Source organism: Clostridium sp. UBA2485 (assembly GCF_002341865.1).
GTDB lineage: Bacteria > Bacillota > Clostridia > Clostridiales > Clostridiaceae > Clostridium_J.
Window position 1 is genome coordinate 42,939 of record NZ_DDOV01000033.1, and the last position, 15,801, is coordinate 58,739.

General features: G+C 28.5%; 11 protein-coding genes. 5 read left to right on the top strand and 6 right to left on the bottom strand.

What is annotated here, in order from left to right; translation table 11 throughout:
- The first annotated feature begins 72 nt into the window (after positions 1 to 72).
- Positions 73 to 1,977, top strand: coding sequence for an NAD(+) synthase (locus tag B3603_RS05230; RefSeq protein WP_291561561.1), 1,905 nt, complete (start codon positions 73 to 75; stop codon positions 1,975 to 1,977).
- Positions 1,978 to 2,133: 156 nt separating this feature from the next.
- On the opposite strand, the gene B3603_RS05235 is transcribed toward B3603_RS05230, so the two are convergent.
- The gene (locus B3603_RS05235) at positions 2,134 to 2,556 is read right to left on the bottom strand and encodes a YaaR family protein (RefSeq protein WP_291561563.1); all 423 of its coding nucleotides are present in this window, start codon (positions 2,554 to 2,556) and stop codon (positions 2,134 to 2,136) included.
- Positions 2,557 to 2,862: 306 nt separating this feature from the next.
- Between B3603_RS05235 and B3603_RS05240 the strand changes: the two genes are divergently transcribed.
- The 3 genes from B3603_RS05240 to B3603_RS05250 all read left to right on the top strand — a co-directional run bounded on the left by B3603_RS05240 (position 2,863) and on the right by B3603_RS05250 (position 7,148).
- Positions 2,863 to 3,396, top strand: a complete 534-nt coding sequence (locus B3603_RS05240) for a chromate transporter (RefSeq protein ID WP_291561565.1) — start codon at positions 2,863 to 2,865, stop codon at positions 3,394 to 3,396.
- A 3-nt stretch (positions 3,397 to 3,399) separates the two neighbouring features.
- Entirely contained in the window at positions 3,400 to 3,936 is a 537-nt protein-coding gene (locus tag B3603_RS05245; protein WP_291561567.1) for a chromate transporter, read from the top strand.
- Between the two features lie 563 nt (positions 3,937 to 4,499).
- On the top strand, positions 4,500 to 7,148 hold the full coding sequence (locus tag B3603_RS05250; RefSeq protein ID WP_291561569.1) for a cation-translocating P-type ATPase: 2,649 nt from the start codon (positions 4,500 to 4,502) through the stop codon (positions 7,146 to 7,148).
- Between the two features lie 93 nt (positions 7,149 to 7,241).
- Here the strand turns inward: B3603_RS05250 and B3603_RS05255 are convergent, their stop codons facing one another.
- From B3603_RS05255 to B3603_RS05275, 5 genes are all read right to left on the bottom strand, one after another.
- On the bottom strand, positions 7,242 to 8,066 hold the full coding sequence (locus tag B3603_RS05255) for an MBL fold metallo-hydrolase (protein WP_291561573.1): 825 nt from the start codon (positions 8,064 to 8,066) through the stop codon (positions 7,242 to 7,244).
- A gap of 169 nt (positions 8,067 to 8,235) precedes the next feature.
- Complete coding sequence (locus tag B3603_RS05260; RefSeq protein ID WP_291561574.1) at positions 8,236 to 10,026, bottom strand: DUF2207 domain-containing protein; 1,791 nt, start codon at positions 10,024 to 10,026, stop codon at positions 8,236 to 8,238.
- Between the two features lie 223 nt (positions 10,027 to 10,249).
- The gene (locus tag B3603_RS05265; protein ID WP_291561576.1) at positions 10,250 to 11,089 is read right to left on the bottom strand and encodes a CvfB family protein; all 840 of its coding nucleotides are present in this window, start codon (positions 11,087 to 11,089) and stop codon (positions 10,250 to 10,252) included.
- Positions 11,090 to 11,099: 10 nt separating this feature from the next.
- Complete coding sequence (locus tag B3603_RS05270) at positions 11,100 to 11,606, bottom strand: GAF domain-containing protein (RefSeq protein WP_291561578.1); 507 nt, start codon at positions 11,604 to 11,606, stop codon at positions 11,100 to 11,102.
- A gap of 205 nt (positions 11,607 to 11,811) precedes the next feature.
- A complete protein-coding gene (locus B3603_RS05275) occupies positions 11,812 to 12,318 on the bottom strand; it encodes a gamma carbonic anhydrase family protein (protein WP_291561580.1) in 507 nt (168 codons plus the stop codon).
- Positions 12,319 to 12,742: 424 nt separating this feature from the next.
- Between B3603_RS05275 and B3603_RS05280 the strand changes: the two genes are divergently transcribed.
- Positions 12,743 to 15,745 (top strand): vitamin B12-dependent ribonucleotide reductase, encoded by a 3,003-nt coding sequence (locus B3603_RS05280; protein WP_291561582.1) that lies wholly within the window; start codon positions 12,743 to 12,745, stop codon positions 15,743 to 15,745.
- The last annotated feature ends 56 nt before the right edge of the window (positions 15,746 to 15,801 follow it).

The following is a 15,801-nucleotide window of genomic DNA, read 5'->3' on the forward strand; positions in this document are numbered from 1 at the left end:
AAAAATGACTGCTTAGAATTTTTGAATAGTTATTTTTAAATGCCTAAATACTATGAAAGGTAGTGAAATCCTATGGAATTTCTAAAAGTTGCATCTGCTTGCCCTATCACTAATGTAGCAGATGTAAATTTCAATGTAGAAAATATAAAAAATTGTATTGAGGAAGCTATAAAAAAGAATTGTAAACTTGTAGTGTTTCCTGAGCTCTCTATTACCTCTTATACCTGTGGAGATCTATTTTACCAAAGACAACTATTAGATAAAAGCGAAGAAGCTTTAAAAGACCTTTGTGAATTTTCTAGACATAAAGATATATTAATTGCTGTAGGTGCACCAATAGAGCATAAAAATTTGTTATATAATAGTGCAGTTATAATACTTAATGGTGAAATACTAGGTATAGTTCCTAAAAGTTATCTACCTAATTATTCAGAGTTCTATGAAAAAAGATGGTTTAACAGTGGTTTAAATTTAACTAACGAAAAAATATCTTTAAGTTTTAGTAAAAACATTCCTTTTGGAACAAACCTTATTTTTACTTGTGGTGATACAAAAATAGGTTTTGAAATCTGCGAAGATTTATGGGTTACCATACCTCCTAGCAGCTATTTAAGCCTTTTAGGTGCAAACATAATATGTAATTTATCCTCTTCAAATGAACTTGTAAGTAAAGCAGAGTATAGAAGAAATTTAATTTCAAATCAAAGTGCAAGATGTATGAGTGCATATATTTATTCTTCATCAGGTGTTTTTGAATCAAGTACTGATTTATTGTTTAGTGGTCATTTAATGATATGCGAAAATGGTAGTACACTTTGTGAAAATGAAAGATTTCAAAGACATAATGAAATTATTACATCAACTATAGATGTGGATAAATTAAAAAGTGAGCGTTTAAAAAATGTAAGTTTTAGAGATAGCATTCACTTTTGCCCATATGATGCAGAAATTATAGAATTTGAATTTAAAAACAAAGAAATTATAAACTTCAATCGTTATATTGATAAGCATCCATTTGTACCAAAGGATGAAATTGAAAGAGAAAAAAGATGTAAAGAAATTTTTAATATTCAAGCTGCTGCTCTAGCTAAGAGATTTTCTTATACAAAATTAAAAAAAGCAGTTATTGGTATTTCTGGAGGACTTGACTCTACTTTAGCATTGCTTGTAATTGTTAAAACCTTTGATATGCTAGGTATAGATAGAAAAAATATACTAACTATTACAATGCCTGGCTTTGGTACTACTGATAGAACTTATAATAATGCTATAAATCTTTGTAAGCATCTGAATACGGAAATTAGAGAAATTAACATAGTAGATGCTTGTCTTCAACACTTTAAGGATATTGGTCATGATGTAGATAAACATGATGTAACCTATGAAAATGTTCAAGCAAGGGAAAGAACTCAAATATTAATGGATATAGCAAATAAGGAAGGTGGTCTTTTAATAGGTACAGGAGATTTATCTGAGCTTGCATTAGGATGGGCTACTTATAATGGTGATCACATGTCTATGTATTCTGTGAACTGTTCTATACCTAAAACTTTAGTTAGATATTTAGTGCATTATGTAGCAGAAAAAGAGTTAAGTGGTGAGGTTTCTGAAATTTTACTAGATATATTAGACACACCTGTTAGTCCAGAACTTCTTCCTAAGGATAAAGAAGGTAATATTGCACAAAAAACTGAAGATATAGTAGGACCTTATGAGCTTCATGACTTCTTCTTATATCATTTTATAAAAGAAGGAGCAACTCCTGAAAAATTATTATTTTTAGCTAAAGCTGCCTTTAAAGAAAATTATTCTAATGAGGAAATTGAGAAATGGTTAAATACTTTCTTAAGACGATTCTTTACTCAACAATTTAAACGTTCTTGTTTGCCTGATGGTCCTAAGGTAGGTTCCATAAGTCTTTCTCCTAGAGGAGATCTAAGGATGCCTTCAGATGCAAGCTATAACTCTTGGATATAACAAAAAGTCGTGGCTAAATGTCACGACTTTTTAAAATTAAGAATGAGGAGTTAAGATAAAATTATTTTTTGATGAATTAATATTTATAATGTGTTTTTAAAGCAATAAACTTATTTCTTTAACATAAAAATTTATTTAGTAATTTTTCATTTCGTTTTATTTATATACGTCTACAATAAGTCCTGTTATTTCATCGATAGTACTTGCTATATTTAGAGTTTCTTTTTCTTCACTTAATAACATTTCTGTAAGTTCTTCTAGTTTTTTATCTACAGTTTCTACAGTAATAAAATATTGAGTTTGCCAAAAGCTTATATCTTTTTTAACGGAATACATAAAAGCAAGTACAGATTCTAAATATTCTTTTATTTCTCTCTTATAAGCTCTAACATCAGCATAACATTTGGTTACCACTAATTTGCTTCCCTTAGATTTTATATTTTTTAACATCTGCTTTAATTGTTCTTCTGACTTTTTTTGACGCGCAAAATTAAAATTTCTAGAAAAGTCATTATGTTTATTTATAGTAACCCCTTCTGTCTTTATTGGAGTCGTTCTTCCTAATTTAGATATTTCCATTTAAATACCTCCTAATGACTATTTTTTGAATAGGCTTTATTCTCTATAATAATTATATCGTAATAATACTACATTCTTTAAGGCTAAATTCAATTTGTTTGATTATTAAGAATAGTAAGAGTATAATGAAAAAAGTATAATAAAGCCACAGTTCTTAAATTACGAATTTTTTATTATTAATTTGCAAATATTAAATATTCATTATTGTAAGTTTACAAACATAATGATTTTAATTTAGATTGCTTTCATTAAATAAAATTTATATTTTTATATACTAAAATATTATAAAAGTGTGGTGATAATAATATGAAAAAACTTCTACAAATGTTTATTACTTTTTTCAAAATTGGAAGCTTTACTTTTGGCGGTGGATATGCAATGATTCCTCTAATTGAAAAGGAAGTAGTAGATAAACACAAATGGCTTACTAAAGAAGAATTTTTAGATATAATCGTTATCTCTCAAACTTTTCCTGGTGCTTTAGCTATAAATAGTTGTACATTTATTGGATATAAAATAGGTAATTTTCCTGGTGCTATTTTAGGTTTACTTGGTGTAACCTTGCCTTCCTTTTTTATAATACTTCTAATTGCTATGTTCTTTGCAAAATTTAGGAATCTCTACACTGTTGAATTGATATTTAAAGGAATTAATGCTGCAGTGCCTTTATTAATTCTAGTAGCAGTAATAAGCCTCAGTAAATCCCTTAATAAAAATTATATAAATATCATAATAATAGTTATAACAATACTTGCAATTACTATATTTAATGTAAATCCTGTAATAGTAATATTACTTTCAGCAATTTACGGTATTATTGCAAATAGAAAGAAGGTGTAATCATTGCATATACTTTTTAAATTATATTTAGCATTTCTAAAGATTGGTACTTTTGGATTTGGCGGTGGTTACGCAATGTTATCCTTAATTGAAAAAGAAATAGTAACAAACAATAGTTGGATTAGTTATACTGAATTTATAGATATAATTGGAATTTCTCAAATGACACCAGGCCCAGTGGCTATAAATTCCGCCACTTTTGTAGGATATAGAGTATATGGTTTTTTAGGAAGTATAGTTGCTACTCTAGGTGTTATAACTACTTCCTTTATTTTAGTGACATTAGCTTATTTCTTCTTTCAGAAATTTAAGGAGTCAGATTTATTGACCTCTGCTCTTTTAGGGATGAGACCTGCGCTTATAGGCTTAATAATCTCTGTATTCTTATCTCTTGGACGTACTTCTTACATAGATCTTAAAAGTATAATCATAGCCTTTATAATTGGATTAATGCTAATAAAAACTAAAATTCATCCAATATTAATAATAGTTATTTCAGGAATTTTAGGAATAGTATTCTATGGTATATTACCACTTTAGTTAAATCTTACAAAAACTAATATATAGGTCATCTTAAATTATAGGGTTCCACAATGAAAANNAATTTTTACCATGAATGCAAATTAAGAATGAATAATGAAGAATTATGGTTAAAACTCCAAGGCCGAAGCTTTGGAGTTTCTTAAATAAATTTTATTTTAAGAAATTCACTAAAGGTGAATTTCATCCTAAATTCGTATTCTTAACTATTAATTCTTAATTTCTAAGGATTTAAGCTATTTTTATAAAAAATTTATTTTCCAGAGTACATTTTAAACTTTTATATTAGTTCTCTATATTGAAGTCATTTTTGAATAATTATTTATTTCATGTCATAAATTAATTTAAATACTCTTTTATCCTAATATATATAATCTATAGGATTAAAGAGTTTTTTAAATAAATAGCAATCTTTACATTTTTTTCAAATTATATATTGTATTTAAAACCATATTATGTTATAATATTTTCTGTAATAACAGTTATTTCAATTTTTATCATTATCTTCCACAATAATAATTTTTGTATATTTTGTGGATAATATATTTTAGAGGTGATTTTTAATGTGGTTTAGCAAAAGTTCAGAAGAAGTCTTAAAAGAATTTCAAACCAATAGCATTACTGGCCTGACGTCCAAAGAAGTTGAAGAGAAAAAAAAGCAGTTTGGGCTAAATAAATTTGCAACAAAAAAACCTAGAACTAAAATTCAAATGTTTTTTTCTCAACTTCAAGATATCTTAATTTATATATTAATTGCCGCTGCAATACTATCTGCTGTTGTAGGAGAAGTTAGTGATACTATCATCATTGGAGTTGTCATACTAATTAATGCGATAGTAGGAATGGTTCAAGAAGCCAAAGCTGAAAAAGCACTGGATGCACTAAAACAACTTTCTACGCCCAAAGCTATAGTTAAAAGAGATGGTGAGCTTACGGAAATACCCTCTGAGGAGGTCGTTCCAGGAGATGTAATTATTATAGATGCTGGAAGATATATTCCCTGTGATTTAAGATTAATTGAAAGTGCAAATCTTAAAATTGAGGAATCTGCCCTTACAGGAGAATCTGTTCCTGTTGATAAAGATGCAAATATTTTAATAACTAGCGATGATATTTCTTTGGGCGATCAAAAAAATATGGCATTCATGTCTACTTTAGCTACTTATGGTAGAGGAATAGGTATAGCTGTTGGTACAGGAATGAACACTGAAATCGGTAAAATAGCAAAAATGCTCGATGAAAGCGAAAATGAACAAACCCCACTTCAAAAGAAACTTGAAGAGTTAGGAAAAATTTTAGGATTTTTAGCTATAGGTGTATGTATAGCTATGTTTGTAATAGGCTTACTTCAAGGTAGAGATAAACTGGAAATGTTTATGATCTCTATAAGCCTAGCGGTAGCAGCAATTCCTGAAGGTCTAGCTGCTATAGTTACAATAGTGCTTGCTATTGGTGTTCAAAAAATGATAAAACAAAATGCTATAATTAGAAAACTTCCTTCAGTTGAAACCTTAGGATCAGTAAATATAATTTGCTCAGATAAAACTGGTACATTAACTCAAAATAAAATGACAGTAGTAAAATTTTATTCTGATAATATCTTAGATGATATAGATAAATTAAATATAAATAATCCTATACACAAGTTGTTAATAGAAAATATGGTACTTTGTAACGATGCTACAGCTAGAGAAAATTCAAAAACTGGTGACCCAACTGAGATAGCATTGTTAGAAGCAGGAAATATGTTTAATATCTATAAAGAAGATCTAGAATCTTCACATAAAAGAATGGATGAAGTTCCTTTTGATTCTGATAGAAAATTAATGACCACTGTAAACAAATACGATAATGAATATTACGTTATGACTAAGGGTGCAACAGACAACTTATTAAATATCTGTACTAATGCTTATATAAATAATGAAATAATACCTTTAACTGAAGAATTAAAAGATACTTTCTTAAAATCAGCTTATGATATGTCTGATGATGCACTCAGGGTTTTAGGTTGTGCTTATAAAATTATCCCTTCAACTAATGTTGAAATCAATAACCTAGAAAATGATTTAACTTTCGTAGGTTTAGTTGGTATGATAGACCCTCCTAGACTTGAAGTTAAAGATTCTATTGCTCTATGTAAAAAGTCTGGCATAAAAACTATAATGATTACCGGTGATCATAAAAATACTGCTTTTGCTATAGCAAAAGAATTAGAAATTGTAAATGACATCACTGAAGTTATTTCAGGCGCTGACCTTGATAAATTACCTGATGAAGAATTGTCTAATAAAATAGATAGCTTACGAGTATTTGCAAGAGTTTCACCTGAACATAAGGTTAAAATCGTTAAAGCTTTTAAGTCAAAAGGAAATATAGTATCTATGACCGGTGACGGTGTTAATGATGCTCCTTCATTAAAAGCTGCTGACATAGGAGTTGCAATGGGTATTACAGGAACAGATGTGGCTAAAGGTGCTTCTGATATGATATTAACAGACGATAACTTTTCTACCATAGTCTCTGCTATAAAAGAAGGTAGAAATATATTTAATAATATCAAAAAGTCTGTAGTATTTTTAATTTCTTGTAATGCAGGAGAAATTGTTTCCCTATTCTTTGCCATACTTTTAGGATGGGCTACTCCACTTAATGCAACTCATATATTATGGGTCAACTTAATTACAGATACTTTCCCTGCATTAGCATTAGGTATGGACCCAGGTGATAAAGATGTAATGAACAAAAAACCTCGTAATCCTAAATCAAGTATATTTAAAGGATCAACTTTAAGCTTAGTAGCTAACGGAATCCTAATAGGTTCCTTAACCTTAATTGCTTTCGTCTATGGCGCTAGAACTTATGGTGGTGCAGATGTTTCATTATTAGCTATGCCTAAGCAGGTTTTAATCCATGCTCAAACTCTAGCTTTTACGGTTTTAAGTGGAACCCAATTAATTCACTCATTAAATATGAGGAACGAAACTAAATCTATATTCCAAATAGGATTATTTTCAAATATGTATTTAATTGGTGCTATAATACTAGGATTTTTACTTCAATTAATAGTAATATCCGTTACTCCAATAGCAAATTTATTTGGAGTATATAAGCTTACAATTAATGATTGGGAATTCGTATTTCTACTAAGTTTAGTGCCATTAGTATTTAATGAAATTGCTAAATTAATAAAAAGACTAAGAATGAGATAATATAAGGAAGCCTAGAACTAGGCTTCCTTATTACGTTTATCAACGTACTTCATAATATTATTTATTTTTAAGACTTATTAACTCCACTTTAAATTATATTGAAATCGCCTGACCAGAACATAAGTAATTAATCTGATCATGTAATATTCCTTTTAATTGTTCATATGCTTTTTCACCAGTACAATGACAGGTATAATATATTGATTTTTTTCCACTTAAGTATTTCCCAATATTATTTATCAATTCTACATTTACACATTTGCTATGCACAGGATTGTATAAATGAAAACCTCCAATAGCAAAATCTATATTTTTCTTAGTGATATCCTCAGCCTGTTCTAAGATATTAACTATTCCACGATGAGCACATCCAGCAAAAAGATAACTCTTGTTATTAGATGTAATTATAAGATTTTGTTCATGATTAAAATTATCACGAATAAACAACTTCTCTTCTTTTACGTATAATCTTTTATTTGATGTTGGCAGCATTTTATTTGAGTTTATTTTGTTAAAAATAATAAGTTCATCATCTATTTTATAAATATCGTCAACTAAGATAATTCTATCACTTTCTCTTAGCTTGCTATCTAAACCTATATAATATTTAAACAAACCTAAAACATTAGTATAGTACTTATCAAAGGCATTTTTATGAATATAAATTTTTGCCTTATCATTTACTTTTAAAAATTCTTTTAATCCTCCACCATGATCTTTATGCCCATGAGATATTACAACAATATCTACTTCCGAAATATCTATATTTAATTTTATAGCATTTTTTATAAATAAATCATTAGGCCCAACATCAAATAACATATTATGCTTTTCAGTTTTTATGTGTATAGATAATCCATGTTTACTGTCATATTGTGAAGATAGTGCATTGTTTTCTAGTAATGCTGTAACCTTCATATTTTATCTCCTCTTCATATTAAAATCCTTTATAAATTAATATATTATATTTTATTTATATAAGGATTTTAACGGTTAATCCTTATAATATAGATATTGTTTCTTATGAAAATTCTATTTAAAGATCTGTTAGTAAAATTAATCTCTATTTTTTCCTAATTTTTCATTATTAAAATCCACCTGCTCCACCACCACTGCAGCCACCACCGCCTCCAGTTGAAGTACCTCCGTTATAGCCTACTGTACTGGAAAAGACACCATAAGATCCATAGTATATAAATGAATTTGTGGTTGTAAAATTATCAAAGTTAAGATAATTTATAAGCCATATATTAGTAGCATATATTGATGAAGTCAATGCAAATTCTCTAAACTCTTCAAGTCTTTTTCTGCTAACATTCAAAGTTATCATATAAGGTAGATATTCATCTAAAGGGTACATCATAGCCATTGAACCTAATTCTCTACCTTCAAAGTTTGTTTTTACTTTTTTCCATTTCATTTTTTCACTATAACCATAATTGCTTAATCTTATTATTAGTCCTATACCTAGTACAAATATAATTATACTAATTATAAGTGATAAGATAGCTATAACATTTCCATTAACTAATGATATGATTGATATAATAAAAGTCATAATAGATAGAATTATATATGAAACTCCAGATTTTCTATTACTTTTATCAAAATAATTATTATCTTTTGCTAAATCATCTACTTTCTTTACCCATTTATGGTAACTTGCCATAAAATTAATTCCTTTTTCTTTATCTTTGGCGATTTTTTCTATCTCTTTCATAGTTATTTCGTTATCATAATTACTTATATCTATCAACCAATCTATTAGATACTGTTCATGAGCTAAAAGCTTCTCATATGGCTTATCTAAGACTATTATTTTATAATCCTCATTCTTTCCTACTGTATTGTTCTCTAACCCTATAAATCCTCTTCTATTCAAATCTAATAAGGTAGTTATAAACTCTGTAGTTGTAACTGCTCCATTATAGAATCTTGACAGTATAGCAGGACTACATTTTTCTGGAAACTCATTAAAATCTTCAGTTTTTATGATTCTTTTTGTAATTTTCATATAAAAAATAATAAACGTTAATCCTATAATTAAAAATATATAAACTAGAAAATTAATGCCTTTTTTAATATTTTTATTGGTTTCTACCCTCTTTTCATAGTCTAATCTTTTTCTTTCTTCTTTTTGTAGTATTTCTGTTAATCCATCTTTATTCTCAGTTTTAGTAGAGCTTATTAAAATATCTTTTGGGAATAAAACTCTGCCAGTGAGATACATATCTTTTTTAATATCCGTCGCTTCAAATATTATTTTATTATTTTCAATTTTAGCTGTAGGAAATCCATCCCCTGTATCAAAAAATGCATTAATATCTTTCTCTGATACCTCTTTAGGAAGCGCTATTACTCCATTAAAGCTGTCTATCTCACTTTTATAACCTTTATCCCAAAAATTATAATATAACTCTCCAACATCATTATATAAGGTAGTTACGTCAGATAATGTATAACTAAGCTTAATTTTTCTCTTTACATTTTTTGATGGAATATATAATTTAACCCTAAATAAATTTTTATTTTCTTCTGCTATTTCATAAAGAAAACTATCTCCATTTTTAGCCTTTTCACTATATTTAAATTCTTTTTCTACCTCATCTTCTATAAGAAAAACTTTTAAATCTTTAATGCCATTTGTTCCCTCTGTAGAAATATCTTTAAAAGCCCCATTAAATTTTCCACTGAAATCCATAATCAATATTTCTTCAACCTTTAATGATCCATCCTTTAAAATATTAACTGTGGAATTTAATTCATTAATTTTAACCTCTTTGTCATTGGCATAAACAACTATAGAAGTTGAAATTATAAATATTAACATTAAGCTAAAAACTTTGAATAAATTTATTGTTAATTTTTTGTTATTCATTTGCTCACCTCAATTGATATTACTAGAAAGAAATAGCTTATTAGATTTCTTTAAAATTTAAAACCTTCTCCTAAAACCTAACTATATATATTTTCAATAAATTATTTTTAATTCCTCTTTTATATCCTTTATAAAAAATTTAGATTCTCATACTCTATAAATTATTCTTCATAAAATTCAAGAAAGCAAAAATCATCATGATACACATGATGATTTTTCTTATTTATATTAGCTTTGTTCCGTTTTCATCTTGTATTATTAGGTTTCTCTTCATAAGTCCGCCTAGAGCTCTTTTAAAAGCATTTTTGCTTGTATTAAAAATACTTTTTATATCCTCTGGTGATGATTTATCATTTAATTTCATTGACCCATGATTTTTCTTTAAATAATCTAATATAACAGTTTCTAAATCTTCTTTTTCTACTAGTCTACTTTTTCTTGAGGTTACACCAACTTGACCTTCTTCATAATATCTTTTCACCCTAACCTTAATGGTTTCTCCTGCTTTAAGGTCATTATAGTACTCGTTTTTAAGTATTACTCCCCTATAAATGTTTTCTAAAGCTATCATAGCTGTTTCATTAGTTTGGAATCCATATATAGTCCCCTCAACCTCTTCTCCTATATTGTAGCTATTTGTATCATGAAGATATTTATCTATGTTAGTGGTAGCTGCTAAACGATTAGTTTTATCTAAGTATAGATAAAACAAGTATTTTTTTCCTACTTCTAACTTATATTTAATTTCCTTAAAAGGTACTAGTACATCCCTTTCAAGTCCTATGCTTATAAAAGCACCTACTTTGCTATTATCTACTACCTCTAAATAAGCAATTTCTCCTATTTGTGCTAAAGGATTTTTCATAGTAGCAATGATTCTATCTTTAGAATCTCTATATATAAAAGCTTCTACTTCATCTTCAACCTGAAGTTCATTGCCTAATGCACTCTTTGTTGGTAATAAAATATCATCAGAAGTATTATCAGTTTTCCCATCTAAATAATATCCAATTTCCGCTTTCCTTACAACTTTTAGTTTATTTATTTCTCCAATTTTTATCATATATAATCTCCTAATTCTTCAAAAATTTTTCCCAATGTATATATTCATTTAGCTTATCTACAAATTTAGCTAAGTACTTTTCTTCTAATTCAGTAAATCTATTAAATATTGGACTATCTATATCAAGAACACCATAAGCTATTCCATCTTTAATTATAGGTATTACAATTTCTGAATTAGACGCAGAATCACAAGCTATATGTCCTGGAAAGTTATGTACATTTTCAATTCTTTTTATTTCTTTATTTTCTGCTGCTGTTCCACAGACACCTTTTCCAAAAGCTATTCTGTTACAAGCAGGTCTACCTTGAAAAGGTCCTAAAACTAACTCATCTCCTCTAGTAAAGTAAAATCCACTCCAATTAATTTCATCTACAAGAGCATAAATAATTGCAGACGCATTTGAAAGATTTGCTAAAACATCACTTTCACTGCTTAATTGACCTTCTAAAAGAGTTAGCATATATCTATATTTCTGTTCATTTGTCATTTTATTTATACTATCTAACTTTATCATTTTATGCCCCCTTACTTCTTCAATTGATAATTGAAAATGGACGATGGACAATTATGGTGAATTCTCAGCAAAGCATGAGAATTTTTTAAAAATTTGTAAGTTACTTTTTATCTTGCCATTTTAAATTTAAAATTGGTTACAACATTCTTCGCTACTGCGAAGAAGTATTTATAATTTTCAATTGTCAAATTTCCATTGTCAATTCTTAAAAAGTTTTGTGTTCCATTCCCATTTGAACATATCCTTCTGCAGATTTTTTTATGTGTTCTATTTCTTCTTTTGTTAGTTCTCTTACAACTTTTGCTGGAGATCCCATGCATAGTACTCCTGATGGTATTTTTTTGCCTTGAGTTACTAAACTTCCTGCTCCTATAATAGTATTTTCTCCTATTTCAGAATTATTAAGTATAATAGAGCCCATTCCTATTAAAACATTATTTCCAATACTACATCCGTGAATAATACTATTATGACCTATAGTAACATTATCACCTATTTTTGTCGGTGTATTATGATCATTATGTACAGTACTATTATCTTGTATATTTGTATTCTTTCCTACTTTTAAATAATCCATGTCTCCTCTTAAAACTGTGCCGTACCATATATTTGAATTTTCTTCTATTTCTACATTTCCTATAATAGCTGCATTTTCTGCTATAAAGCAACTCTCATGTATATTGGGATTTATTCCCTTAAATGATTTAATCATATTTATCTCTCCTTATATTTTCTCTTAATTTAATATTACACATCTTTGAGTAAATAATTCTAGTATATTTTAATAATTATTTTTTACATTCTTTAGGCATCTGAAAGAAAATAATAGATCAAAGATGTGCTAATATACTGGTCTATTATTTTTTTGAAGATGCCTTATATAATCATTTTAGTGAATATTATATAAAAAAGCTAGCATGTTAAGAATAAAGGGATACAGCTATTTTCAGAAACTTTCAATTATTTCCTCTTATTTTTATATAATAATTTTTATTGATTAAATTATAATCTTGGTATATAATACCACATATAGTGCATATAAACTATTATATAACTATATATAGTGTTATTTCGACTTAGTTGATTTTAAATACGGGAGGTGACCATGCTAGGAATATATTTTCTAGCATTATATTATGGACGATATTAAGAAATTTTTAAAAAGATATTACACAAAAGCCTTAACGGAAAATACGAATTTAACAGTTTATGATTTATTTGAATGGAAAAAAGTTGATGTTTTTATAAAAGACTATAAAACTAATACAGTATTAGTTGATATGAAAGATTTAGAGTTTCCTAAAGATTACTCACAAAATGCTTGTGATATAATTGCCTCTAAGTATTTTAAAAAAGCATTAGTACCTAATGAAGTTGGATACGAGAACAGCTTAAAGATGATAGTTCATAGAATAGTAAACTTTTGGTGTGATGCTTTAGTTGATGAAGGACTTATAAATAATGAAGATGAAAAAGAAATTTTATATGATGAACTTGCATACTGCTTTTTAAATCAAATGTATGCACCTAATTCTCCTCAATGGTTTAATACAGGCTTAAAACATGCCTATGATATAGATACAGACAGTTTAGATACTTTCTACTATGATGAAAAAAAAGCTAAAGTAGTGAAAAGTAAAGATGCTTATACTCGTACTCAAGCTTCTGCCTGTTTTATACTTTCAATAGAAGATAAGTTACTTGGAGAGCATTCTATTTCTCAACAATATGTAACAGAAACTAAATTATTTAAAGGTGGCTCTGGTACAGGTACAAATTACTCTACCATTAGAGCAAAAGGAGAAAAATTATCTGGTGGAGGAATTTCTTCTGGAGTTATGAGTTTTTTAAAAGGCCTTGATAGAAACGCTGGCGCTATAAAATCCGGCGGTACTACAAGACGTGCTGCTAAAATGGTTGCCTTAGATATTAACCATCCAGAGATATTTGAGTTTATAGAATGGAAAGCTAAAGAAGAAGATAAAGTAAGAGCTCTTGGTAAAATGGGATATGATGCAAACTTTGAAGGTGAAGCATATGAAACTGTATCAGGGCAAAACGGAAATAACTCTGTTAGACTAAGTAATGAATTTATGAAAAAAGTTATTAGTCTTTCGGAAAATGAAGATGAAACTATTGAACTTGAAGGAAGAATGGATAATTCTGTAAATAAAACTGTTGAAATTAAAGAATTATGGGATTCTTTCAATTTATCTGCTTGGAAATGTGCAGATCCAGCACCTCAGTTTGATGATGTTTTCAACGCATGGCATACTTGTCCTGCTGGAGAAGACGGTTTATATGGTGCAAAATATAATAGAATAAACTCTACAAATCCCTGTGGAGAATATGCTTTCTTAGATGACACTTCCTGTAATCTTGCATCAATAAATGTATATAAATTTTATGATGTTAAAAATAAAGTTTTCGATTTAGAAGGTTATATTCATTTAGTAAGACTTGTACAATTAGCTCTAGAAGCTTCTATACACTGGGGACAATTTCCTACAGAAGACATAGCTAGAAAAACATATTTATTTAGAGCTACTGGACTTGGAATCTCTAACTTAGCTTCACTACTTATGGTGATGGGTTACCCCTATGATTCAGATGAAGCTAGAAGTTTTTCTGCTAGTATTATAGGTATACTAACTGCTAGCTCTTATGTTACTTCGGCACTTATGGCTAAAAATTTGGGAGCTTTTGAGAAGTATGAAATAAATAAGAATTATATGTTAAGAGTTATAAGAAATCACGCAAGGGTGGCTAAAGCTATAGATTCTGAATATGAAGATTTAGACTATACCCCTGTAGAAATAAATCATGAAATATTGACTAATAATGGATTAGATTATATAAGCAAAGCCTTAAAAGAGCTTTGGGTTAAAGCTATATCCTTTGGAGAAGTATATGGTTATAGAAATGCTCAAGTATCTGTTATTGCACCAACAGGAACTATATCCTTTGCAATGGATTGTGGAGCCACTTCTATTGAACCTTATTTCTCTCACTTTATATATAAAAAGTTATCTGGTGGTGGATTTATGACTATTGTAAATCCAGTTATAGAAGCCTCTCTTGAAAATCTAGGCTATAAAGAAAATGAAATCAAAGATATAATTGATTATATCCTAAGAAAAGAAATAGTTGATGAAGACGGTCTAGAGTATGAAAAAATCGTAGATGGAAAAATTGAAGGTGCACCTCATCTTAAAGAAGAACATCTTTCTATATTTGATACTGCAAACAAATGTGGAAGTGGAGATAGATTTATAGGACCTATGGGGCACGTTCTTATGATGGCAAGCATAACTCCTATGATTTCTGGTGCTGTTTCTAAAACAGTTAATTTGCCTAAGAATGCAACAGTAGGTGATTTTAAGAAGGTCGTTATTAATTCTTGGAAACTTGGAGTTAAAGGAATTTCACTATATAGAGATGGATGTAAGGCTAGCCAACCATTAAATACAACTCTAAACTCTGAGAGGAAGCTTACTCTTGAAGATTTAACTTATGCACAATTATTAGAAAAAGCTAAAGAGTTACAAAAAAATTCTAATATCTCAACTCGTGAAAAACCTGAAGGCATAAGAGTTGGCACTACTCATCCTGCACAGATAGAGGATGTTAAAATATATACTACTGTTAATAGAAATGAACAAGGCGCAATAACAGAAATCTATATAACAACAGATAGAGAAGGAACAATCATTACTGGATTATTAAACTCACTATCAAAGTCAATTTCTGTTATGCTTCAATATCATGTACCTGCACAAGATATTGCTAGAATGTTAAGAGGTCAAAAATATGAACCTTATGGCTTTGTACAGAAACATCCATACATTAAGCATGTAACCTCTATTTCTGATTTAATCAGCAAGGTTATAGATATAGAACTTGGAGATTTTTCTCGTTGCCAAGTAAAACCTGATAGTGAAGATATAATGATGATAAGCCAAAAAAACTATTTTAGTGCTCAAAGTGAAATATCTAGTAGTTTAGTAGTTAACGATAAACTAACTGCTGGTGAAAGAATATACTCTGAAGTTTGTTCTCACTGCTCAAGCACTAGACTAGTGAAGAATGGTACTTGTAAAGTTTGCCAAGATTGTGGTACTACTACAGGATGTAGTTAAGAAAAAGTCGTGACTCTTTGTCACGACTTTTTGTTCTTTATATGATATGTTATTCT

Bases quoted from the DNA above. Each gene is read 5' to 3' on its own strand.
- B3603_RS05255 (WP_291561573.1), bottom strand. From the start codon at position 8,066: ATGAAGGTTACAGCATTACTAGAAAACAATGCACTATCTTCACAATAT.
- B3603_RS05250 (WP_291561569.1), top strand. From the start codon at position 4,500: ATGTGGTTTAGCAAAAGTTCAGAAGAAGTCTTAAAAGAATTTCAAACC.
- B3603_RS05260 (WP_291561574.1), bottom strand. From the start codon at position 10,026: ATGAATAACAAAAAATTAACAATAAATTTATTCAAAGTTTTTAGCTTA.
- B3603_RS05275 (WP_291561580.1), bottom strand. From the start codon at position 12,318: ATGATTAAATCATTTAAGGGAATAAATCCCAATATACATGAGAGTTGC.
- B3603_RS05240 (WP_291561565.1), top strand. From the start codon at position 2,863: ATGAAAAAACTTCTACAAATGTTTATTACTTTTTTCAAAATTGGAAGC.
- B3603_RS05265 (WP_291561576.1), bottom strand. From the start codon at position 11,089: ATGATAAAAATTGGAGAAATAAATAAACTAAAAGTTGTAAGGAAAGCG.
- B3603_RS05235 (WP_291561563.1), bottom strand. From the start codon at position 2,556: ATGGAAATATCTAAATTAGGAAGAACGACTCCAATAAAGACAGAAGGG.
- B3603_RS05280 (WP_291561582.1), top strand. From the start codon at position 12,743: ATGGACGATATTAAGAAATTTTTAAAAAGATATTACACAAAAGCCTTA.
- B3603_RS05270 (WP_291561578.1), bottom strand. From the start codon at position 11,606: ATGATAAAGTTAGATAGTATAAATAAAATGACAAATGAACAGAAATAT.
- B3603_RS05230 (WP_291561561.1), top strand. From the start codon at position 73: ATGGAATTTCTAAAAGTTGCATCTGCTTGCCCTATCACTAATGTAGCA.